Source organism: Plantibacter sp. CFBP 8798 (assembly GCF_014841195.1).
GTDB lineage: Bacteria > Actinomycetota > Actinomycetes > Actinomycetales > Microbacteriaceae > Plantibacter > Plantibacter auratus.
The window spans coordinates 202,961-225,490 of sequence record NZ_JACYTS010000003.1 but is presented as its reverse complement, the minus strand read 5'-3'; the positions used below and the strand labels follow the sequence as shown (position 1 = coordinate 225,490).

At 65.0% G+C, this 22,530-nt stretch carries 18 protein-coding genes and 1 pseudogene; 9 read left to right on the top strand and 10 right to left on the bottom strand.

What is annotated here, in order from left to right; translation table 11 throughout:
* Positions 1 to 36: 36 nt before the first annotated feature.
* Positions 37 to 1,854, bottom strand: a complete 1,818-nt coding sequence (locus IFU30_RS13740) for a glycoside hydrolase family 3 protein (protein WP_137243633.1) — start codon at positions 1,852 to 1,854, stop codon at positions 37 to 39.
* On the bottom strand, positions 1,854 to 3,128 hold the full coding sequence (locus tag IFU30_RS13735) for an MFS transporter (protein WP_124769843.1): 1,275 nt from the start codon (positions 3,126 to 3,128) through the stop codon (positions 1,854 to 1,856). The genes IFU30_RS13740 and IFU30_RS13735 overlap by 1 nt, the downstream gene beginning before the upstream one ends.
* A 184-nt stretch (positions 3,129 to 3,312) precedes the next feature.
* On the opposite strand from IFU30_RS13735, the gene IFU30_RS20470 reads away from it, so the two are divergent.
* Complete coding sequence (locus tag IFU30_RS20470; RefSeq protein ID WP_240044057.1) at positions 3,313 to 4,419, top strand: TetR/AcrR family transcriptional regulator; 1,107 nt, start codon at positions 3,313 to 3,315, stop codon at positions 4,417 to 4,419.
* A 1,008-nt stretch (positions 4,420 to 5,427) separates the two neighbouring features.
* Positions 5,428 to 5,991 (top strand): class I SAM-dependent methyltransferase, encoded by a 564-nt coding sequence (locus tag IFU30_RS13725; protein ID WP_192005576.1) that lies wholly within the window; start codon positions 5,428 to 5,430, stop codon positions 5,989 to 5,991.
* Positions 5,992 to 6,450: 459 nt separating this feature from the next.
* Here the strand turns inward: IFU30_RS13725 and IFU30_RS13720 are convergent, their stop codons facing one another.
* The gene (locus IFU30_RS13720) at positions 6,451 to 7,449 is read right to left on the bottom strand and encodes an arsenic resistance protein (protein WP_240044056.1); all 999 of its coding nucleotides are present in this window, start codon (positions 7,447 to 7,449) and stop codon (positions 6,451 to 6,453) included.
* A 67-nt stretch (positions 7,450 to 7,516) separates the two neighbouring features.
* Here IFU30_RS13720 and IFU30_RS13715 point away from each other — a divergent pair, with 67 nt between their 5' ends.
* A complete protein-coding gene (locus IFU30_RS13715) occupies positions 7,517 to 7,963 on the top strand; it encodes a MerR family transcriptional regulator (protein ID WP_124769839.1) in 447 nt (148 codons plus the stop codon).
* A 77-nt stretch (positions 7,964 to 8,040) separates the two neighbouring features.
* On the opposite strand, the gene IFU30_RS13710 is transcribed toward IFU30_RS13715, so the two are convergent.
* The 3 genes from IFU30_RS13710 to IFU30_RS13700 form a co-directional block, all read right to left on the bottom strand.
* On the bottom strand, positions 8,041 to 8,781 hold the full coding sequence (locus tag IFU30_RS13710; protein ID WP_124769838.1) for a hypothetical protein: 741 nt from the start codon (positions 8,779 to 8,781) through the stop codon (positions 8,041 to 8,043).
* Positions 8,778 to 10,427: a hypothetical protein gene (locus IFU30_RS13705; RefSeq protein WP_137243632.1), complete on the bottom strand. Its 1,650-nt coding sequence runs from the start codon at positions 10,425 to 10,427 to the stop codon at positions 8,778 to 8,780. Before IFU30_RS13705 ends, IFU30_RS13710 begins: the two co-directional genes overlap by 4 nt.
* 170 nt (positions 10,428 to 10,597) lie before the next feature.
* Entirely contained in the window at positions 10,598 to 11,308 is a 711-nt protein-coding gene (locus IFU30_RS13700; RefSeq protein WP_137243631.1) for a hypothetical protein, read from the bottom strand.
* A 459-nt stretch (positions 11,309 to 11,767) separates the two neighbouring features.
* On the opposite strand from IFU30_RS13700, the gene IFU30_RS13695 reads away from it, so the two are divergent.
* Together IFU30_RS13695 and IFU30_RS13690 are read left to right on the top strand one after the other, a co-directional pair.
* Positions 11,768 to 14,458: an AAA family ATPase gene (locus IFU30_RS13695; protein WP_161578637.1), complete on the top strand. Its 2,691-nt coding sequence runs from the start codon at positions 11,768 to 11,770 to the stop codon at positions 14,456 to 14,458.
* A 619-nt stretch (positions 14,459 to 15,077) separates the two neighbouring features.
* Positions 15,078 to 15,506, top strand: a complete 429-nt coding sequence (locus tag IFU30_RS13690; protein ID WP_161578636.1) for an HIT family protein — start codon at positions 15,078 to 15,080, stop codon at positions 15,504 to 15,506.
* Between the two features lie 23 nt (positions 15,507 to 15,529).
* Here IFU30_RS13690 and IFU30_RS13685 read toward each other — a convergent pair whose 3' ends face one another.
* The 3 genes from IFU30_RS13685 to IFU30_RS13675 form a co-directional block, all read right to left on the bottom strand.
* Positions 15,530 to 16,027 carry a hypothetical protein gene (locus IFU30_RS13685; protein ID WP_137243627.1) on the bottom strand — a complete coding sequence of 166 codons (498 nt, stop codon included), beginning with the start codon at positions 16,025 to 16,027 and terminating at the stop codon, positions 15,530 to 15,532.
* The gene (locus IFU30_RS13680; RefSeq protein WP_137243626.1) at positions 16,024 to 16,599 is read right to left on the bottom strand and encodes a toll/interleukin-1 receptor domain-containing protein; all 576 of its coding nucleotides are present in this window, start codon (positions 16,597 to 16,599) and stop codon (positions 16,024 to 16,026) included. Before IFU30_RS13680 ends, IFU30_RS13685 begins: the two co-directional genes overlap by 4 nt.
* 97 nt (positions 16,600 to 16,696) lie before the next feature.
* Positions 16,697 to 17,182: a TIR domain-containing protein gene (locus IFU30_RS13675; RefSeq protein ID WP_137243625.1), complete on the bottom strand. Its 486-nt coding sequence runs from the start codon at positions 17,180 to 17,182 to the stop codon at positions 16,697 to 16,699.
* Positions 17,183 to 17,596: 414 nt separating this feature from the next.
* Between IFU30_RS13675 and IFU30_RS20720 the strand changes: the two genes are divergently transcribed.
* Both IFU30_RS20720 and IFU30_RS20715 read left to right on the top strand, forming a co-directional pair.
* Positions 17,597 to 17,767, top strand: a complete 171-nt coding sequence (locus IFU30_RS20720; protein WP_274598635.1) for a DUF1349 domain-containing protein — start codon at positions 17,597 to 17,599, stop codon at positions 17,765 to 17,767.
* Positions 17,766 to 17,954 (top strand): annotated as a pseudogene (locus IFU30_RS20715) (DUF1349 domain-containing protein); the annotation flags it as partial. The gene IFU30_RS20720 and the pseudogene IFU30_RS20715, both read left to right, overlap by 2 nt.
* Positions 17,955 to 18,212: 258 nt before the next feature.
* Here IFU30_RS20715 and IFU30_RS13665 read toward each other — a convergent pair.
* Positions 18,213 to 18,689: an ABC transporter permease gene (locus IFU30_RS13665; protein ID WP_137243624.1), complete on the bottom strand. Its 477-nt coding sequence runs from the start codon at positions 18,687 to 18,689 to the stop codon at positions 18,213 to 18,215.
* A 271-nt stretch (positions 18,690 to 18,960) separates the two neighbouring features.
* Between IFU30_RS13665 and IFU30_RS13660 the strand changes: the two genes are divergently transcribed.
* Positions 18,961 to 19,233 (top strand): hypothetical protein, encoded by a 273-nt coding sequence (locus IFU30_RS13660; RefSeq protein ID WP_137243623.1) that lies wholly within the window; start codon positions 18,961 to 18,963, stop codon positions 19,231 to 19,233.
* Positions 19,230 to 22,526 (top strand): DNA polymerase III subunit alpha, encoded by a 3,297-nt coding sequence (dnaE, locus tag IFU30_RS13655; RefSeq protein WP_191941598.1) that lies wholly within the window; start codon positions 19,230 to 19,232, stop codon positions 22,524 to 22,526. Before IFU30_RS13660 ends, dnaE begins: the two co-directional genes overlap by 4 nt.
* Positions 22,527 to 22,530 lie beyond the last annotated feature (4 nt).

Genomic DNA, 22,530 nt, shown 5'->3' with positions numbered 1-22,530 from the left:
GGTCGGTCTCGGTGACAGGTTCGTGGGTACGAAGGGTCAGGGGGTGGTGCGACGGCGGGCAGGGAAGGTGAGTCCGTGACCGAACGCGAAGAGCGGGTCAGCGGTGTCGAAGGGCACGTCGGAACGGGATGCCACGACCGCCTCCATGCTGGAAGGGATGTCGAAGGGAAGTCGTCCCCTGGGGGCGTCGAGGCCGGTGAGGACGTCGAGGAGCGCGGAGGAATCGGCGCCGAAGTTCGCGATGACGGCAGCTGCCGACTCGACGATCGGACCGAGCATCGCGGGCCGGTCGAGGAAGACGTCGACGATGGTGGGCACTTCGCCGGCAACCCGATCGATGTGATCGATCAGGTCCGCGGGGAATTCGAGGGATCCGGCATGGAAGTAGTTTTCGAACGATGTCGAGCGCTTTTCGAACGGGGCGTGGATGCGCAGGATGGCGACGTCTGCTGCGGAGGGTTCATCGACAACGGTCCCGTATTGGGACGCTACAGCCGCATTGATGCCTTCCACGTACAGCCGGAGTCCGGGTGCCAGGGGAAGGATCCCGTCGCCGGCCGACTCGCGGTTGGTGAGCAGTGTCAACGATGCGCGTTGTGCCCGGAGGCCTGCTTCCCGGAACTCGGGTGCTCCGACGATGTGGGCTGCGCGAGTCTCGTCCACGTAGGGGTTGTCGAATAGTCCGAGGGTGAACTTCTCGCGGAGCAACCGGCGGGCAGATTCGTCGAGTCGGGCCTCGCTGATCTCTCCGACTTCGACCAGCTCGACGAGCATGTCGGGAGTGGCTTCGCCGCCAAGCTGGTCGACGCCGGCATCGATGGCCCTCCGCATCCGTTCTCGTGGTGTCAGGTGTTCGACACCCCACGCCCGAGCAGGGAACGGCTCGCCGTCGACGACGGCATCGGTGAGCAGCCCCCAGTCGGTGCAGACGATGCCATCGAACCCGAGCTTCTCGCGTAGGAGTGTTGTGATGACCGATTTGTTGAAGCCGAAGCCGACTTCCTCGTACTCGGTTCCCACAGGCATGCCGTAGTAAGGCATCATCTGGGTGGTTCCCGCTGCGATTGCAGCGATGAACGGCTTGAGATGGTGGTCGAACATGCCCCCGGGGTAGACCTGCTCACGGCCGTAAGCGAAGTGGGGATCCTCACCGTCCTTCTGTGGCCCGCCGCCGGGGAAGTGCTTGGTCATCGTGGCAACGGAGGCGGGCCCAAGCTCCGCTCCCTGGAAGCCGCGGATGTATGCGGTCACGAGCCTGCTGGTCAGCTCGGCATCTTCACCGAACGTGTCCAGTTGCCGTGCCCACCTCGGTTCCGTCGCAAGGTCGACCTGCGGATGCAAGGCCACGCGGATACCGACGGCCGTGTACTCCTGGCGGGCGGTGTCTGCGAATTGCTCGACGAGGTCCTCGTCCTGCGTCGCGGCCAGACCGAGCGCCTCCGGCCAGACCGAGAACGATCCGGCGAGAAGGCCGGCCAGGGGGTTGTCGCTGTAGGAGTTCCGCGGATCGGTGGAGATGGTCACCGGGATTCCAAGCCGGGTTTCCGCTGCCAATCGTTGGATGTTGTTGTTCCAGGTCGCCATCGCCTCCGGGGTGCCGCCGGTGAGGAGGTTGAAGTGGTTCATGTGGCGGCCGACCACGTACTCGCTGTTGGAAGGGAGATCGAACTCCCTGTCGCCCGTCGAGAGCTCCCCGTCAGGACCCATCGTGATCATCGTGTGGAAGAACAGTCCAGCCTTCTCCTCGAGCGTCATCTGTCTCAGGAGGATCTCGACGCGCTCCGAGACGCTCCGGCCGGTGTCGAAGTAGCTCTTGTCGACTTCGGTCCCCTCTTGGCTGGTGGGTTCCTGCATCACTTGGTTCCTTTCACGCGGTAGACGACGAGTGCGCCAGCGAGTGCCGCTGCGGCACCCACCAGGTAGAACAGCGAGTACCCGCCGATCGCGGTGGAGGCGCCCAGTGCGATGACCGCCGGGGCAATGGCCGGCGCAATGGACTGCGGCAGTGCGTTGGCGATGTTGATCACGCCGAGATCCTTTGCCGTGTCCTCGACATCGGGCAGCACCTGGGTGGCCAACGCGAGGGAGACTGACAGGAACGAGCCGATGCCGAATCCGATCAGGCCCTGCCCGAGGATGACGATGCTCACATCGGGTGCGAAGGCGAGAACCACGAGCCCCCCGACCATGATGAGGCCGGCGGCGAGGACGAACGGTTTCCGGCGGTTCAACCGGTCCGACAGGTAGCCCGCGAGCGGACCAGAGATCGCCTGCGCTCCGACTGCGGCGAGGTTGGCGATGAGGATGACCGTGATCGCTTCGTTCTCGGTCTGGCCGAACTTGTCGGTCAGGTAGAGCGGTAGGAATGTCGCGACGCCGGCGTATCCGAACATCACGAGGAAGGTGGTAAGCCATGTCCAGCCGAAGTCTGGGTTCTTGCGTGGGTTGAACGCGAAGGAGCCGATGAATTCCTTGAAGCCGTACCGCTCGGCGGGACGAACCAGACGCACGCTGTCCTGCAGCAGTAGGGCGAAGAGGATCGTGAAGAGCAGTCCGACCGCGCCGGGCACGGCGAAGCGAGTGAGATCGGAATCGAGGAAGTTGACCGCGAACGTTCCACCGAGAATCCCGAGCGATGTCGTGATGCCGATGATCCCGGATGCAAGCCCGCGCCGCCAGACAGGGACCTTGTCAGCGATGGTGGCATTGAGCGCGGAAAGCGCACCGTTGAGGGACGCCTGAACAAGGCACCAGCCGGCAAGCACCACCCACACGTTGGGCGCGAGGCCGATTACAACGAGAGCACCGAACCCGATTGCGGTTCCACCGATCAACCATGGGCGGCGCATCCCGAACCGGGACATGGTGCGATCTGAGAGCCGCCCAACCAGCGGGTTGAAGATGATCGCGAACAGGCTCCCGACGCCCATCACCAGACTGAGCGCGCCGAGAGACTCCTCGCGACTCGACGTGATGTGCTCCAGCTTGAACGCCAGCGAGACGAACACCGGCGTAAGGACAGCCAGGTAGATGCCGAAGTTCGCCAGACCCAGCGTGGGTAAGTAGGCGGCGGATGTCGGGCCGACGGGTGTGGATCGGGTAGGGGATGGAGTGGACTTCTCTGTCACGACGGGCTCCTCAGGATGGCCAGATGGAAGTTATGGCTCTCAATGTAACTGAATCTCGTTGCTTATGTAACTCAAAGTAGCCCCGAGTGTAACTTTTGGGTTTCGACCTCATGACAAACTGGTGCATGTGAGTAGTACGCAGGTGTCCCGAGCCGATGCTGCTTGGCGAACACGACAGAGCATCGTGCGCGAATCACGCCGCGCCTTCGCGGAGGACGATCTGCTGGCAGTGACGGTTCAGGACATCGCAGACCGGGTCGGAATCTCGCGTCCCGGTCTCCTGAAGCACTTCGCGTCGAAAGAGGCGCTGCTCGACGCCGTCGCGCAGGAATTCGATGACGAGACCGGTCAAGTCATGGGCTCCAGCCCTCTCACGGTTGAGGTGGCGGCCCGGCTATCACGCAGCGTGGACGGATACGCCGCTCTGTCAGCGATCCTCCTCTCGCGTGCCATGACCGGGGGTAGCGATCAGGCCGCCTCGCATTCCCATCACCGACGACTGCTGACGGATGAGTCCAAGCCCATATCTGACGGGGTGCGCACTCGGGTGGCGGTGTGGGAGGGGCTGCTCGTCATCAGCCGGTATCTCCCGGAGCTGAATCCTCCCGGGCTGTTTGCACGTGACACAGCGAGCGGGGATGGGGGCGGTTCTGTACCCGCCCTTCGCCCGCGGCCCCTGGCGATCGACACCGTCTTGACTGAACGCAGCGGATACGAGCCGGGGCATAGGCGCCGGGCGCGGATCGTGGCCGATGCCACGACAGTGTTCGCCGAAAACGGATTCGGGGCCACCACCATGAGAGAGATCTCCGAGCGGGTGAACGTCGCGCCCTCCACCTTGCGACACCACTTCCCCAGCAAGACCGACCTGTTCGCCGAAGTCATGCGACAACGCGACAACGACATGGTCACGAGGCGAGCAGGTGCGGTACTCGATCCGACGGAGGAACTACTCGCCGTCGGGGTGGAGGCCGCACGAGACGCAGGAGCGGAAAGCGGGCTGATCGGTCTCTATGCCGTCTTGTCCACCGAGGCCGTGTCGCTCGAACATCCCGTCCATGGGTACTTCCGGGAACGATTCGTCCGGACGATCGCTTACTTCGAGAACCTCTTTGCTCGCGCGGCCTCGGACCAGAGTCTGAACCTGGATGCACGGTTCGAAGCGACACGGCTGATCGCACTGTGGGACGGTCTGCAGTACCAGTCGATACTTGAAATCGGGTTCGATAGCGCCTCCGACTTGCCCCGGATTCTCAACGCCCACGTCGCGGAGGTACTCCAGCACCAGTGAACCCCGTGCGCCTCCACCAGAACCCAGCCGATTGAACGCGTGGTGGCGGGCCATGACGCTCAAGAGAGATGACGCCGATCGTTCAACTGCCCCCACCTGCGCTTGCCGCCGCGCACGACTCCCGCTGTAAGCCCATTGCTGCACTTGCTCGACAGCCATAGGCCACTCTCGATGTATGCGAGATGCTCGAGGGACCGCACCGGTGCAATGAACTGCAAGTTCAGCGCACCCCCGACACCCACGTTGTTGGGGGGTGAACAAAGCTAGGACCGCGGCTCCGAGTAGAATGCCTGCGCCGACGATTAGGGCGGTCCTGTTCCCGTCTACGAGCACATGTGCGCCTGTGCCACCGCTAACCGACGTGATGCTGTCGGCGACGCCGGCGAGGATTGCGAGGCCGAAGGCCATACCGATCTATTGGGCGGTGTTCAGTAGCGCTGACGCCATGCCAGCTCGATCAGGTGCGACTCCGCAGACGGCAGCCTGCATGAGCGAGGTCGTTCCCAGCCCGACGCCGAGCGCTACGAGAAGTATCGCGGAAGCCTTCAGCGTCCAGGAGCCGCCTGCGACGGCAATCGTCGAGAACCAGAAAACGCCGATCGCGCAAGACTGCATCGAGGGCGGCGACGTAGCGGGGCCGCTCCTCAGCAGTAGCTTCGGCGCTATGCCTGCGCCCACGACGATGCCGATAGCGAAAGGCAACCATGACAGCCTGATCCGGAGAGGACTGAATCCTGCAAACCGTTGCATATCCAGGGTGATGATGCAGAGGTGGGGCCGGTCGCTGTAAACGTGAGACCTCTCAGCCCTGCGGCGAGTGCGCGCCGCAAACGAACGTTTCTGCCTCGTCACGCAAGGGGTGCTCGGGAACGCTTCCGAAGGCGGTAGGTCGGAACTCGGTTGTGGCGGACACATTTGGGGCCGACAGTGCACTTGACGTAACGGGCCTGTCGTGTGCGCTAATGGGCTGAGCCAAGTAGGCGAGTTAGAGCGACCTCAGGGATGGGAATGAACATCTTCGATACATTCGTCGTCCCGAGGGGCGCGGATGGAGAGCGGGGCGCTGATCTTATGGAGAAGACCGGATCCGCGCTGCGCGAGCTCGCGACGGCGGCACTGGATGTTCACGATGCGGCGCACGTGCTGGAGATCGGATTCGGGCCAGGAATGGGTTTGGAGGCGCTGCTCGCTCTCGTGCCCAGAGGACAGGTCACCGGTCTCGATCCTTCGCTGCTGATGCACCGTCGCGCGCGATCCAGGAATGATGACGCTGTTCGCAGCGGGCGTCTCGAACTCGTTGTCGGTGAGGCGAACCAGATGCCCTTCGCCACGGGACGTTTCAATGCTGTCCTGGCCATAGACAACGTCCACTGTTGGGCGGATCGACCTGCTGCGCTCCAACAGATCCGACGCGTCATCGACGGCGCTCCTGCCTCGCTAGTGCTGGCCCTCAGCCCGCAATCGGGCGGTTCGGCTCGAGCAGTGACTCGCGACCTCGCCCGAGCCTCGTTCGAGGTCGACTACCAGAACGAGTCCCTCAACGGTTTCCTCATCCGTGCCACAGCGACGTAGTCCTTGGCACTGGGCGCCACCCTCCCAGACGAGGCGTGTCAGGAGAAACACAACATGGCGCCGACCCGGAGGTCGGCGCCACCGCTTGCACTGGGCGCTAGACCTCCAAGTCGCGGAGCCGTTGCTCGACGGAACGGGTTGTATCGCGACGTAGATTCTGCGCGGGCCGTAACTCGTCGGTCCGCTCACCGCGCATCGACCATCATGCGTGGTGTGACCCGACGACGGGTTCGACGCCGACGGCTCCGAAGGAGACCGACAGTGACAACCAGAACCAAACCGGCGATTCCCATACCTGAACGGACGGGAAGTAACTGGCCGCCGGTTCCTTTTCCGTGGGCACTGATTCGGCTGTCGTGTGACTGCTCCCAGCGGCTTGTGCTGCATACGGGTGACCCCAGCGGATTGCGCAAGTATCAGCGCTCTCGGCGCCTGAGTTACTCACAGGTGACGGTCGGATCAGCGGACCGATTTTCGGTCCTGAACCAGCCGTGGAAGGAGCCGCACGAACACGACCATGCCGACCAGCTCGACGAGCGTCTGCGTGACGACTACCACGGGCGCGAGCGCGAGTGACGCGGGTAGCGCGAGCGCGAGTGGGAGGACGACGAGGCTGTTGCGGGTGGCACCACTGAACACCAGGGCACGGGTTGCCGGCACGTCGAGGCGGAACAGGCGCCCGGCACCCGTGCCGACGAACGCCATGACGACGAGGAACGCCGCATACAGCGGCACGAGCACGAGCAACTGCAGGGCCGCGGTGCTCACCGCTCCCGCCTGCGAGGCTACGACGGTGAACAGCGTGGCGACCATCAGCGGCACCATGAGCGCCAGCATGGTGCGTTCGATCCCGCGCCCGATCCGGTGCCGCTTGGCGAGCCGCTGGGTCGCCGCGGCCGCGGTCAGTGGCAGCACGATGAGCAGCAGGAATGCGCGCACGAACGGGCCGAGCTCGACGGCCGCGACACCGCTGGGACCGATGAACAGCAGCAGGTAGACGGGCAGCAAGAGGATCTGCGTGAGCATCAGCAGCGGAGCCGCCGCGAGCAGGCGCTCCGCGGCTCCTCCGGCGAGGCCGGCGAACACGATCACGTAGTCGATGCATGGCGTCAGCAGCACCAGGAGCACCCCGAACAGCAGCGCCGGTTGATCCGCGACGAACCGCGACAGCCCGTAGGCGACGAGCGGCACGATGACGAAGTTCACGACCCCGACCGCGCTGAGGAATCGGACGTCGCGGAGCGCGCGGCCGATCGCGGCGAACGGGACCCCGAGGAACGTCGCGAACAGCAGCAGCGCGAGCACCGGCTCGATCGCCACTTCCAGATGGTGCGCGCCGGGCAACAGCAGGCCGAGGACGCCGCCAGCAGCGATCGCCGCGAGATAGAGGACGATCTGGTGACGTTCCAGCCACGGCACGAGCGCCGTCACGAGCTGAGATCGAGCATTGAGGGGCACGAGGCTCAACCGTAAACGTTCCAGCCGCTGGAAGGTCAATCCGTGGTCCCGGCCGTAGGATCGGCGCATGCGCATCTCAGAGGTCAGCAAGCGCACCGGCGTCGCACCGACCGCCTTGCGCTACTACGAGAGCATCGGCCTCATCATCCCCGGCCGCACCCGCAACGGCTACCGCGACTATGACGCCGCCGTGCTCGGGCGGCTCGACCTCATCGAAGCGAGCAAAGAACTCGGCCTGCCACTCGCTGACATCGGTCGGCATCTCCGGTCGCTGGAGGACGACTCCTGCACCGACGTTCGCGACCAGCTCCGCCCGCTCCTGGCGGAACGGGTGCGCCAGATCGACGAGAAACGCGCCCGCCTCGATGAGCTGCGCGCCCGCCTCGAGCAGGCCGATGTGGGGCTGGCGAACTGTCCAGATCGAGCCGAACACTGCTCGACGGAATGCGTTTTTCAACCGTCTGAACGCATGGCCCGGGGCGAGAATTCCGGCAGGTTCTCGACGCCCGATTGACGTGAGTCGCTAGTAGTTGACCTAGTGTCGACATCCTGGGGAGTGTCGATCTTGCCCGTCGCGCAGAGCGGGCCGCTCTAGAACTCCAGACCCCCGCCAGACCCGGGCTGGCGCAGCGGGTGAGCGTCGCGGTGGGTATCGTCTGAGCGCGGTCGGAGGACTCTGCTTGAGAACTTCCGAGCTAACTCGGTTAGGCGTCCCCTCGAATCCTGCGGCTGCACGTCTTCGGAGCGCTCGGGCAGACCCAACTCCAGTGCCTGTTGGCGATTGGCGCGGAGGTCCCGAAGGTACCCCGCGGCCGGGTCCTCGTCCGGAGTCCAGTCGATAAGACGGGGAGGCTCTCGCCAGCTAGAAGCGGAGGTCGACGGCGCGGTTTGTGGGCTCGCAGGCACGGTCTCTACCGCAGCTTGGTGAACCTCGTCTAACGGGAGGTACAGGTCCGGGCGCCAAAGCGGCCCGCCGGTCTGCGAAAGGACTCGGTCGACGCTCTCGAGCTGTTCGTCGATCCCTGCATCTCGACCGAGCCACTTGCCTGCCAAGGCATAGTACGTCTCTAGCCAGGAGTCAGGGTCTCGGTGGATGTCGTAGTCCGATGCCCCGGTGAAACGGAGGAGCAGGTCCATCTGAGTCTCAACGATCCTCAGTTGGATATCCTCCTCCATCCGAGGGCCGTCGCCGTGAATGTCCTCGTAGTCGTCGCGCACGTCGTCATAGTCCGGCTGTGGCTTGCGGAATCGTAACCCGTGGCGATACATCGCCACCCATTCGTTCTGGTCCTGGCTCAGGTCCGACGAGGGGCCAGTCTGTTCCTCGCTCATCCTGCGATCCCCTCGCTCAAGGCGGTCCGGCTGGCTCGGCGCCGCACGACACGACGAACGACGAAGGGCGAGGCACCGAGGAGCGTTGTGGCGGCAGCGCCGGCGGCGAGCGTGGCGCCGTCGAAGCCGGTGCTCGCGAGCTTCTGTCCGGGGCGGTCGATGAAGAGCGTCTGCTCACCCTCCTGCCCACAGACACCCTCGCTGAGGAGCACCTGCTTCGTGTCATCGGCATACGTGCGCTCGATCCAGTTGACCCCGGTGCCCATGTCGCGGGTGGCGGTGAAGGTCGGCCCGGGGATATCCGTGCGGCCGTCGATCATGATCGGTGCCGATTCCGTCAGGTATTCGGTCGTGGCGTCGCAGACGGGCTGACCGTCGGTGATGCGATAGGCGGTGAAGGTCTGCACGGCGGTATCGGGGTAGAGGGCGACGTCTTCATGGTGGGCGGTGTCGCCGTACTGCTCTCCCTCCATCACCGACGGCACAGCCTTCGTCGTGACGCGGGGGATGACCGTCGTCTCGTCGGGCAACCCGAACGCGTCGTGCCAGGATCCCTGCAGGACGGACTTCGTCCTGTCGGACTGCTTGTCGAGGTCGAGTGACCAGACTGCGGTGATCGGGCCGTCGGCTTCGTCAGGTCGGGGGAAGCTTGCCTTCATGACGTCGCCGACCTCGTCACAGGTGGCGATGGCCGTGCCGAGCGCCGGCCGACCTTCTGGGACGTCGGGGAGGCCGTCCTCGCCGGGGAGCTTGGCGTAGATTGCGACGTCCCAGATGACTTCGACGCCTTCGCCGTCCCGGTTGCGCCGCCAGGCGGTGCTGGTGCTGTCGGGGGAGAGGTCGCAGGTTGCGTGGTCGATGATGGTGCCGCCGACGGGGACGAGGGTCTGCTGCATCTCGCTCGTCACGATCGGCTGGAAGATGGTCGAGGCGGTGGTGCTGGCTTCGGAGGTGAACGGGATGGGGGAGCGGTTCTCGCTGCCGCGGGCGAGGCGCTGCTGGCCGGGCGTCTCGTACATCCACGCCTCGGACGCGTAGCCGCCGGGCGTAGTCCAGGAACCGTCGGCCCGGATGTCGTAGTCCGCGACGCCGTCGACGGGATCCCCGGTGATGTCGATGCGGGATCCATTGCCGACGACCACCGAGGTCGCACCGGTGCTGGTCTCGTGCGCGCCGGTGAGAGTGAGCGTGCCGGTCGCGGCTGCGGGGTCGACGGTCACGTCAATGTATCCGGTGGTGCTGTCGGTCATGGTGATGGTTGTGGTCGCCGTGTTCGAGCCAGCTGCGGCAGCCCAGTTCTCACCGACCCATGCCCAGATGCTGTTGAACGCTGCGATCACGGCGGCGTCGTGGCCGTCGGCCTTCTGGCCGATGTAGTGGATGGCGCCGTCGTAGCCGGGGTGGTTCTGCGAGGTGAAGGCGTAGACGAACGCGGCGACTGCTGCGGCGGTGTCGTTGTCGGTGGTCTGCCCGAACTGAGAGAGGCCGGCGTTGAACATTGCGAGTTCCGTGCCGCCGACGTCGCGCGTTCCGGCTGTTGCTCCGATGCCGCCCACGAGCGTCCCGCCGCCGGTGGCGCCGGATGGCCAGTCGGCTTGGACGTCGATGCAATACGCGAGCGAGCCGTCCGGGGTGACGTAGTTCACGAGCTGGCCCCAACCGTATGCGGTTGCGGCTCGAGGGGATGGAGTGGCGCTGTCCGCAGTGGCCGAGGTGTCGTCAGCGGCGCGAACCGAAGCACTCGCCGAAAGGGCAGGCAAGCTCAGAGTGGTGGCAAGCAGAATCGACGCGCCGGCCGCGCTCAGGATGCGCCGGCTCATGCGGCCTCCTCCACCCGGGCTCGGCTTCGTCGGCTCCGCACGGCGAGGGCCACGCCCGCCGCGATCGCGAGCAGACCTCCCACAGCGCCGGCGATGAGGAGTTCTTCGTTCGCACCGGTGACGGCGAGCTGTGGACGCTTGGTCCCGACGCTCCCCCCAGAGCGGTCTGCAACGACATCGATGGCGGTCCCGCCGCTCTCGTCCTCGTCGTCGACGGGTGGCTCGGTCTCGTCGACGTCCTCCGGGTCAACGACGGCCGGTTCGGCGACATCGACGACGGACGAATCGTGAACGATCAGGTCGAGACCTTCCGGATCGTTCGGGTTGTCGAGCGTCCAGGCGTATCCGCCGGCGGCCGAGACGTTGACGCAGTCGCCGTCGTAGCTCCACTCGGAGCCTGTCCAGGTCGCGGAGAACGAGCCGACCGTCGCTGCGTCGGCGATCGAACCGACCAATGGCCAGCCGTCATACGGCCCTGTGAGCGCCGCGGTGATCGGTTCGATCGCGATGCCGTCCTGGGTGCCAGAGACGTCGAGTGCGAAGCCGACGCAGTCGCCCACTTCCGCTTGCGAGGGGCTCGCGGAACCTGAGGCGGTAACAACGGCGGCGGGTGCTGGCGCGTCGAGTGGGATCGCTGGACCGGTTGTACCGAGCGCGGTCGCACTCAATGCGGTCGCTGCGAGTTGCAGTGAGAGGGGCAGTGCCATGGTGTCCTTCCGTCGCTTGCGCGAGTTGAGGTGATCGCTGGTGCGTCACCTCCTGATCTTGTGGAGGGCCGGATGATCAGGCGGACGCCTCCTGCTACTTCGGCGCTCTGTTCGGCGTCGGCCCGTCCCCACCCCAACGCCGTCGAGGCTGGCGGCGCGCGGGCACACGTTCGGTTCCGCATTCGGGCTGCCGCGCCTCGCTCCGCTCGCCTTGCCCTCGAACGGCCGACATGGCCCAGAGTGTTGGCACATATTGACCAGCAACGGGCATCCATGACGGGGCCGCCAATGAAGGAGGGGCGAGGGGGGCATGCCCCAGACCCGGGGCCGGAGGCGACAGGGATAGGGGTGTCGAGTCAGGGATGCACGCAGGCACCGGGGTGGCCACGTCCGCGTCAGCTATCCGCCAGCGGCAAGAGCTAGCGAGGCGGAACGACCGCCTGCGGCAAGGAGATGCTCGTGCGTGGCGGCATGGTCAGGTGGAAGCGAGGCATCGCTTCGCAAGGGCTGAAGCAGGCCGTCGACTACGCGCTTGGCGGTTCCTGCGACGCAACTGTCGGCACCCCCACTGGCGTCGCCCGCGCGCTCGGCTACGCACCCGAGACAGTGACCCGCTTCATCGTCGAGAACGAGCAGATCACCTCAGACCAGCTCGACCGACAGAAGCTCGCCGCCTGGGTCGCCGGTCGTGATCCCGACACCGAGGTCATGCGCGGCATCCGGAACCCTTCACCACGAGCAGATCTGCTACTGGACGCCACCATCAACGCGTCGAAGTCGTTCTCCATCGCGGCGATACTCGACCCAGAGATCGCAGCCGCCTACGACGCACTCCAAGACCGCCTCCGCGAGCGAATCATCCTCGCCTGGCGGCGTGAGCTCAACGCCCGCCGTGGGAAAGCCGGCCACCGTCGCATGCCGCTGACGCGCATCGAGATCGTAGAGCTTCGTCACGCGCGGTCGCGCGCACTTGATCCCCACCAGCACCGGCACCTGTGGCTCAACATCAAGGTGCTCGGAGAGGACGGGCGTTGGAGCAACATCGATTCCCGCGTAGCACTCCGCTTCCAGACCGTCATCAACGCTGAGGGCGACCTCGCCGCAAGGACGGACCCGGAGTGGATTGCAGCGCTCGCCAGGAGGGGCTTCAATATCGGCGACGACGGCGAGATCGAGCATCTCGCTCACATCGTGCGGCCGTTGTCGAAGCGGTCTCGTCAGATCGAGCGGAACCGAGCCAACCGACTCGACGAGTGGCGGCTCGAACACCCTGGCGTTGAACCTACGCCGCAGGACCTGACCGCCTTCGACCAGTGGGCCTACGCGCACGAGCGCCCGGCGAAACCTGTCGCGATCGATGAGGCTGACTGGGTGAACCTGATCCGCAACGAGATCATCGAACTCGACCCGAAACTGGCCGAGAAGCGAGCGCCAGCGGCACCGGTGGTGAGCAACTTTCATGATCTCGACATCGATCTGCTCGCGAGGCGGGCGGTCGCCGATGCTGACCAACGCTCGACCCCGAGTGGAGGACGATTCAGCCGATTCGACGTCCACGCCGGCGTACTTCGGGCACTCGCCACAACGGGCGTTGTCGCTGGGCGATCCGAGCTCGAGTCACTGATCGAGCAGGTGCTTCAGCGGGCTGTCGTCGAAGGCTGCACGGATCTGCTTGGCGCAGGCGACGTACCTCCGCAAGTGAAGGGCTACCTCTCCAATCACACCGCGACGCTGAAGCGGAAAGTAGAGCGCCGCATGGTCGAACTCGCGTCCCCCGGACGGTCTCTGACCGAAGAGGCGGTCTCCCGCGCCGAGCGCGCGTCCTGTCTAAGCGGCAGCTTGCTCGATGAAGGGCAACGAGCCGCCGCCGCAGTGCTCGCGGGCAGCGATCGGCTCGTCACCGTGACCGGCCCAGCAGGTACCGGCAAGACGACCATGCTGCGCGTCGCCTGCGACTTACTCCGTCACAACGGCCGCCGCCCGCTCCTGCTTGCGCCGACGCGGAAGGCCGCACAGGTGGCTGGTGCCGAGACGGGCGCAGATGCAGCGAGCGTGCATGAGCTGCTCCGAGCCCACGGCTGGACCTGGAAGACAGATGACGCCGGCCGCGATGTCTGGACGTGGGAACGTCCAGCAAACCCGATCCCTCGCCGCTACCGACTCCGACGCAACGACCGCGTCATCGTCGACGAAGCCGGCATGCTCGACCTCGAGGCCGCACGCGCGCTCTGCATCACCGCAGAGCAAACCGGCATCGACCTGGCCTTCGTCGGCGACCCGATGCAGTTGCGCCCAGTCGGACACTCCGGAGCGATGCTATTGGCGACCGAAGCCGCGACAGCATGCGTCGATCTCGAGGACGTGCACCGCTTCCGCAAGCCAGATGGAGCGATCGACCACGAGTACGCGCAGCTTACGGTCGCGCTGCGCGATGCACGGAGCGAAGATGATCGCCTTGCCGTTGCAGATCGTCTCATCGCCGGCGGGCACGTCATCGAGCTGGAGCCTGGCCAAGATCTGACGGTCTACCTCGCCGAACGGTATCTCGCAGACACCGCGGCAGGGCTACGTGTTGCGGTGGTGACAGCGACGAACGAGGAGGCGCAGCGCATCAATGACACGATCCAGCGACTCCGGCTCTCGCGGGGCGAGCTGCGGCCACATTCCGTGCTCTTCGCGCAGGACTCGCAACCCATCTACGAGGGGGACCTCGTCCAGAGTCGAGCCAACGAGAAGAACCTGGGCGTGAGTAACCGTCAGCTCTGGCGAGTCCGCAGCATCGCCGGTGAGCACGCCTCGCTCGAATCCGTTTCGGACCCAAGCCGTGTTCGAAACGTGCCCGCGAGCTACATCGCTGAGCACGTTCACCTGGCTTACGCATCCACGGCGCATGGTGCCCAGGGCGAGACCGCTGACGTCAGCTACACATCGGGTGCAGTGAACGGTGCGGCCGTCTACGTCGGTCTCACTCGCGGGAAGCTTCAGAACGCCCTGGTGCTCCCGCCGAGGGTCTTCGACCTCCGTGAGCAGATTGCCGAACTGCTAGCGCTCGGCGCTACGGAAGCGACCGTGAATGCCACACGGCACGCGGCGCGGGTCGATCTTGAGCGTGCGGCGCGCACAGGGGCCACAGCCGAGGCGACCATATAGCGCTCCCGTGTGGCACTCCCGCCAACGCGTGCAGATGTGAACGCGCGCGCAAACTGTCGTTGGAGAACCAACAAAACGACGGGTTCCCAACGCAGAGTGTCGCCGTTTCCAGCACAAAGTGTCGCTCCGAACACGTCCGAGTAATTTTGCAGATCCGAGGCCGGGATGGGGTCATCTGGTGGCGACACCTTATCGGCTGCTTAAGACGGCATCGAGGAGGCAGACGCCTGCCTTGGGGGACAGGGATCCGCGGGACTGAGAATCTCAATGGACGGCGACTCCGGCGGCAGAGGGCTCGTCGGTCGGCGAGCGAAGAACGAAGCCACAATCGCGGCGATTGAGAGGAGGCCACCTACGAGGAACGCGGACAGCGCCCCGGCGGCCGTGGCCGACACCTCCGGGGGCCAGGGGGCGTAGCCGTCGAGTAGCAGATCCATGCTTACGTCGTGGTCGGGAAACAGTATCTCCGCGGCTGATCCCTGTTCCGTACTTCGGTCGCGTCGTCATAGAGGGGCTACGGTTTCAGCACGGCGTCACTTGCCTAGTAACGCTGAACTTGTCGTCAGGAAGCTGAGACACTAGGTTTCTGCCCTGCCTGCCTACGGATGCGAGGTGCCCCGTGATCGTCCGCGATACCTGCCCGTTCTGCGCCATTGTCGCGGGAAATGCACCGGCGCGAGTAGTCGCGGAGACTCCAACTTCGGTCTCGTTCCTTCCTGACGTGCCTGCGGTGCTGGGGCACGTCCTCGTCGTGCCGCGTTGTCACGTGAGCGACCTCTGGGACCTCGACGAGGAGCAGGCACGGGCACTCGGCGCAGATGTGCTCGCCACGTCGAGAGTTGTGCGCGACGCATTACAGCCTGCAGGCCTGAATATCATTCAGTCGAACGGGGCTGCAGCCGGACAGTCGGTTTTCCACCTGCATGTCCATGTCGTACCGCGCACAGCCGACGATCGGATGCCCGATTTGTGGCCGAAAGATGCGCATTGGGATACTGCGCAACTGGACTCGGTTGCGCGGGAGCTACGGTCCGAAACGTTAGGGTAGCGCGCGAACTGGAGTTCCGCTAATCAAGTAGATGCGCTCGCCGAGGGACCAGGGCTGGGCGCCAACTTGCTGCTTGGCAAGCTCGATATGGCTGCGCTGAGCAGGATGATCGCCAGGGCTAAGCTCAGTATGAGCAGTGCTCCATAGAAGACACTGAGACTCACGGAGCGTAGAGTCGGCCACCATCTGATCTGTCTGGCGTATGACACGGGACTTAGGGCGAACCCGGTGACATGCTTTGATGCGACATCGGCGAACATCAGGCGGAAGGCGCGCTCCTGCCGAAGGAAATATGCGTCGAGGAACCAGAACGCTAGCACTGCCACCAACGCAAGGAACGCTAGCAAGGCATCGCCACGTGTCGCCGCGAACCCAAGCAGCGCCGAGGTGAGCGTGAGTGCCCACCCCTTCAAGACGAACGAGTTGTTCGCCAGGCGAGCGATGATGGCCTGGACGTAGTCCATGTGCTTGTGCCAGTCAGCTCGATCGATCTCGGCTCCCTGCGGCTGCACTTCACTCACAGTCTCACGCCACTTTCAAATCGCGCCTCGCCACGGGCGAAGGATTTGAGGGATTCTGCTCGCCTTCCCGGCGTCACCGCGTACGGGCGCGGGCCGTAGGGCGAGGACGACTTCTCGATCGTTCGATACAAGCCGAGGTACTCTTCACCGTCGAAGCTTCCGACACCGAAGTCTTCGATCGGAAGGACGGATACCCTATCGCCGCCCTTTGCTGCGTCGAAGTACCCGAGTTCCCAAGGCATCCATCGTGACTTGCTGGCGGCTCTGGACGTCGCATAGATTAGCGACTTCGAGGCGCGCATGCGTTCACGAAGAAGAGCCGCTGTGGACGACGAGACGCGGGACCGATCGAGTTGAGGATCGGTTATCCAGTCGACGTAGACGGTGAGCCCTTGAGCCATGAGGAGGGCCCGCAGCCCGTAGATCAGTTGGGCATCTCTACTGCTGTGGCTGAGGAACACATCAAACCCCGTGAGCGCCCGCAATGAGTCGATCTTCAAACGGGCTTCTGCAATGTTGGAGGTGACCGTGCCCGCGTTCCGCCGGAGATCGAACGTTGTGAAGTAGGCCATCCGTTACGCCGCCTTCACCGCTCGAGGCGGGACGGCGCAGCTACGGCTGTCTGCTCTCAGGTAGCTCTCGGCTTGTCCCGTACCTTGGCCCAGGCCTTCACCACCCACGGGTAACACCCTGTCCTGACCACCACTCGAGTTTCTGAGCGAGCGCGCCGTACGTGGCCTTCGTGTCGATTACCCCACGCCAGTCGCTCACAGTGGGGTCGAAGATTGGCACACCGGTGGGCCCATCAGCCACGTCGAAGGGGTTGGCACCAGCCCGGTCGGCTACCCCAAATGAAGACAGCCCGTGGATCCGCACCCCCAGTAAGGGCTTCTTCGCGGCCCAAGCTTTCTCGATCTCGTACTTCACCCACGGTCGCGACGCCGTCTCCTGCCCGATGAGGACGACAACAGCACGCTTGTAGTTCATCTCGTCATCGATCCATTTTGCGATGGACGTCGCTCCGCCACGACGAACCGTCTCCCAGGTTTGTGCATTCAGTAGCGGCTGCCCCTCGAGGGCGTTCAGATTCCTGACCAGTTGCACGCGATTGACGTCTCGTTCGTAGTGGAACGAATAGAAAACAGTCTTAGCCATGTTGTACCCCCAAGCGTGTTCTTGGGCGACCCATTCGCCCAAGTAGAACTGTACCGAGGGGGACAGACACCACCCTTGACCACGTCGCTGGAATAACGTCCGAATACTCACCTTTGACCCGGTCGCAAAGCCCGGCGACGCGCGGCACCGGATCCTCGGAGACTCGCTGCGCGTCCATTGATCCAGTGGGTTTCCAACACAGAGCGTCGCTCCGGCTTCTATCACACAGTATTGCCCGCCCGCGCCGGGCTGGGGATCTGTGGCCGAGATTGCCAGTGAAGGAAGCGATGCCCGGCACCCGTCCTACGCTTTCGTGCACGCCTCGGAGCATGCCCTCCTCACCGAGATGGCACCCGAATTAGCCCTCGAAGTGCAGTGCCGCCTCGACTTCACCGATCAATTCGACCAGCAGATATGTTGGTCAAGCTCGACGACAAATCATGGATCCAAGCCGGTCTCGAGCTCAGTGACGGCGAAGAGAGCCGCGGTGCCGTCGTGACTCAGGGCACCTCGGACTGGTCCCTGTCATCAGTCCCCAGCTGGGCTGGACGACTCGTGACCATCCGCGGGCAGCCGGTCGGGTAACGCACTAACCGTGCGCGCACGCGTCGACGACGAACCATGGCGACTCGTCCGCGTCGCACCCCTCGACCCGGACGACGCAGTCACAGCGGGCCCGTTCTGCTGCGCGCCGTCTCGTGCAGGGCTCACCGCCCACTTCACCTACTGGCGGACGACCCCTGCAGATGCCAGCCTCCACCCAGACGACTAGCCCGTTGGGGTCAAGAAGCGGTTGGGCTGCGCACATGAGGGCCTTCTCGCGGGAGTGGTCTCAACGGCGGGCGATGTTCCCCTCGAGGATGAGACGGGCGATCTCTCCGAGACGCACGGGGCTCGCTCGATGCACGCTGAACTCCACGGGATGAGCGGACTCTCGGTCGGCCCGATCATGGGATTCCATCAGTCCGTCTACCTTCACGGTGCAGCTGGCATTGCTCTCCGCTTTGACCCTTCCGCCCGCACTCGGCCCCTAAGAGCTCGATGCGACCGATGGCGCCGTCCGAGCTGCCCGGACCGGGGGATACAGGCCGGCGAAGGCGCCGATAGCCATTGTGGCGAGCACGCCGCCCACGAGAATCCAGAGCGGGATCACCGACGCCCACCCCTTCCCGGAGGCGATCGCCGCATTGACGGCAGCTCCGAGGCCCGCGCCTGCGAATCCGCCCATCGCGGACAGGAGCTCTGCTTCGACGAGGAACTGCAGGCGGATGTGATGTCGGGTGGCTCCGATGGCCCGCCGGAGTATGGTCTCTCGTCGGCGTTCGAGCACGGAGCTGATCATTGTGTTGGCGACGCCGATCCCGCCAACGAGGAGCGAGATGGAGCCGAGCGCGAGCAGGAGGCCGGTGAAGACCTCGTCGGCGGCGGGGCGGGCCGACAGGGTGTTCGAGGGGCGGGAGATGACGACGTCAGAGGGTGCAGCGGGCTGCACCGACGGTGGGAGCAAGCTCGCCCGTCTAGCTCACCGCAATGGCGTCCGCTTGGAAGACATCGCCGTCGCCGTCGGCGTTCCTCTAGCAACAGTTCAGGAGTGGCTGGACGCGGGACGCGCCTAGCCGCGATCTCGTCCTGCAATCTCGCTCCGCATAGAAAGCGACACTTTCGATTGCATAGCGACTCTTTGTGTTGAGCGTTCACAGCAAATGGGTTCGTCCGTTGTCACCGACACGACGTACACTCACTCCATCGAACACGTGTTCGAATATCGGAGGTGCGGCATGGCGACGATCGTTGACGAAGCAGTGGATGTGGATCTCGCGGCGGACGGAGATCCGCTAGCGTTCGTGTGGAAAAGGTTCGAACACCGGGTCGTCGGCCAGCCACAAGCCTTGTTCTCCCGCCAAGCCTGGTGGACAGGCGATTCCTCACCAGCTCGCATCGACATCGAGACGTGGCGGGTCGACGCGGCCCGAGGCGACGAGGAGCCGACCCGGTACGACCTCCGCCGTGACACCACGGGCAGATGGACCCTCGCGGTCGCCTGGACGTGAGCTTCTCCCACCTCCACGTCGCCTCCCACCTCTCCGCGCACTACGGCGTCACATCGAGCGCCGCCCTGGCCGGCCTCGCAGCGGAAGACGGGGCATCGTTCCTCGCCCTGACCGACCGCGACGGCCTCTACGGTGGGCCGAAGCACGTCGGAGCGTGCCTGGCTGCGGGCATCTCGCCGGGGCTTGGGGCCGACCTCGCCGTCCTGGACGAACATCAGGAGCCGATCGGCCGAATCGTCCTGCTCGCGCATGGTCAGAACCGCGGAGCTGGGTTCGCTCAACTGTGTCGGACGGTCAGCGCGGCGCATGGTCGCCGCGAGAAACCGGCGATCCTTCGCGATGAACTCGCCGCGATCCTCGCCGACGATCCCGCACTCACGGTGATGCTTGGGCCTGAGTCCGATGTCGGGCAGGCGATCGAGCAACGGGATCACGCCGGCGCCAGTGCGGCTCTCGATCGGTGGCGGGAACGGCTACCAGCGCGCCATCTGGTGATCGAGGTCGTCTGTCACCTCACCGAGCAAGGGATGCGGGGCAACGTCGCGGCCGCGACTCGGATGCTCAGCCTCGCGGAGTCCGCCGGCGTCCCTGCGGTGCTCACCAACGCCGTTCGATACGGACTTCCGGACGAGGCCGCCACCGCAGACTTGGCGGACGCCGCGAGATTCCTGCGTCCGCTGGCAGAGCTCGACGACCTGAACGAGCTGCAGGTCAACGGACAGGCCTGGTTGAAGCCCGCGAAGCAGATGCGGCAGATCGCAAGGATGATCGTCGGCGCCGGCACCCACGACGACGACGCGGCGCAGCGGCTGTTGACGGAGACCGAGCGCCTCGGCGAACGGTGCACCCTCGACCCGGCGTCCGATGTCGGCTGGAAGCAGCCGCGCATGCCGGAAGCGTCGGTGATCGGCATCAGCGGCGACCCGCACCAGGCCCTGTGGGAACGGGCACGCGCCGGCGTCGATGAACGGTACGCGCGGCCAGGGATGCCTCCGCTGGAAGACGCGCACCGGGCCCTCGAACACGAGATGCGGATCGTGGAGCAGCTCGGCATGCCGTCCTACTTCCTCACGGTCGCCAAGGTCGCCGACATCATCCGCGAGATGGGTATCCGGATTCAGGCACGTGGGTCAGGCGTCGGGTCCGTCCTCAACTACGCCCTCCACACGTCCTCGGTCGAGCCCATCAGCAACGGGCTCATCTTCGAACGCTTCCTCTCGCCCGAACGCACCAACCTGCCCGACATCGACCTCGACGTCGAGTCCGCCCGCCGTCACGACGTCTATCGCGAGGTGTTCGCCCGTTTCGGGTCAGACCGCGTCACGCTCATGTCGATGACCAACGCTTACCGCTCGCGCGGAGCAGTCCGCGACGCCGGCCTCGCTCTCGGTATGGACGAGTCGATGATCGACATGATCGCCAAACAGATGTGGCGGTTCAACGCCCGCGAGTTCCGCGACGCCCTCCGAGACAAGCCAGAGTTGGCCGACCTCGCCGACGCGGTCCGCGAGTCACGCGAGCTAGACCTACTCGTGGACGTCACCGAGCGTCTCGATCGTCTGCCGCGCCACATCAGCGTCCACCCCTGCGGTGTCATCCTGTCCGACACCTCCTTGCTCAACCGCACGCCGACGCAGCTGTCGGGCATGGGCCTTCCGATGTCGCAGTACGACAAGCACGACATGGACAACATGGGCCTCATCAAGCTCGACATCCTCGGCGTGCGGATGCAGTCGGCCATGGCCCACGCCGTCAGCGAGCACGAACGGCTGACCGGCGAGACCATCGAACTCGATGCCCTGCCGCTCGACGACGAACCTACGTATGAACTGCTCCGTTCAACGCGCACGCTCGGCGTCTTCCAGCTCGAGTCACCCGGGCAGATGGAACTGGTCGGCAAGCTGCAGCCAGAGGTCTTCAACGACCTCACCGTGGAGATCTCACTGTTCCGTCCGGGGCCGATGCAGAACAACATGCCGCTGCAGTACCTCCAGGTTCGGCACGGCGAGACGATGCCCGACTACATCGACCCGAGACTCCGGCCCATTCTCCGAGAGACGCGCGGCGTAGTCGTGTTCCACGAGCAGGTCATGCGGATCATCGACGAACTCACCGGCTGCGGTCTCGGGCCCGCCGACGTCATCCGCCGACAGCTCGCGGACCGCGGACGCCTCGCCGGAATCAAAACGTTCGTGCGCGACCGTGCGACGGCACGTGGATTCCGGCCGGCCGTGATCGACAAAGCTTGGACGATCCTTGCTGGCTTCGGATCCTTCGGATTCGCGAAGGCGCACGGAGCGGCCTTCGCGTTACCGACGTTCCAGTCGGCCTGGTTGAAGCGGCATCACCCGGCCGAGTTCATGGCCGGGCTCCTCACTCATGACCCGGGGATGTGGCCGAAGGATCTCATCCTCGCTGAAGCGCGCCACCTCGACGTGCCCGTCCTGCCGATCGATGTGCAGCGCTCGGGGCTTGAGTACGTCGTCGAGATCGCGCCCGACGGCCGGCTCGGCGTGCGAATGTCGCTGGTCGAGATGAAGGGAAGTACCGAGAAGGAACGAGCCCGCATCGCGCGGCACCAGCCATTCTCCTCACTCCAGGACTTCCGAGACCGAGTCCGTCCACGCCGCCGCACCTTCGAGGCATTCGCTCGAGTGGGTGCTCTCGATGCGTTCATCGACTACATCCCGAGACGTCGCCACGAACTCCTCGCCCACCTCGCTGGAGTCACCACGAGTGCCCAGCTCATCGCCGACGAGCAGCTCGCCTTCGAGCTCGATCTGCCCGTTCCAGAGCGGAGCACGATCACCTCGCTTGAGCTTCGAGGCCGGACCCAGACCGACCTCGAATTGCAAGAGATGCGTCTGGCAGTGAACCGCCATCAGATGGAACGGTTCTACCCGCTCTTCCGGGAGTTGGGCGTCACGCCGGCACGCGATCTCGTAGACCTGCCCGGTGGAACCGAGGTCCTCATCGCCGGCGTCCGTCGAGCGACCAACACCCCACCAATGCGAGGCGGCAAGCGCGTCGTCTTCGTCTCACTCGACGACGGCACTGGCCCGGTCTCCAACGTCGTCTTCTTCCATGACGTCCAGGAGCAGACCGGTTCAGGCGTCTTCCAGACCCACCACATGCTTGTTCGTGGTGTGACCCGGCGGTCGGGCGCGCGCGGAGTATCTGTCACTGGCGCAGCGGCTTGGGACCTGCTAGCTGTTCAGCGTGAGCACCAGGTGAACGGAGCGCAACTTTCGCAGGTCGCTCCACTCCGGCGGCTAGCCTCATCGACCGGGTGAGGTC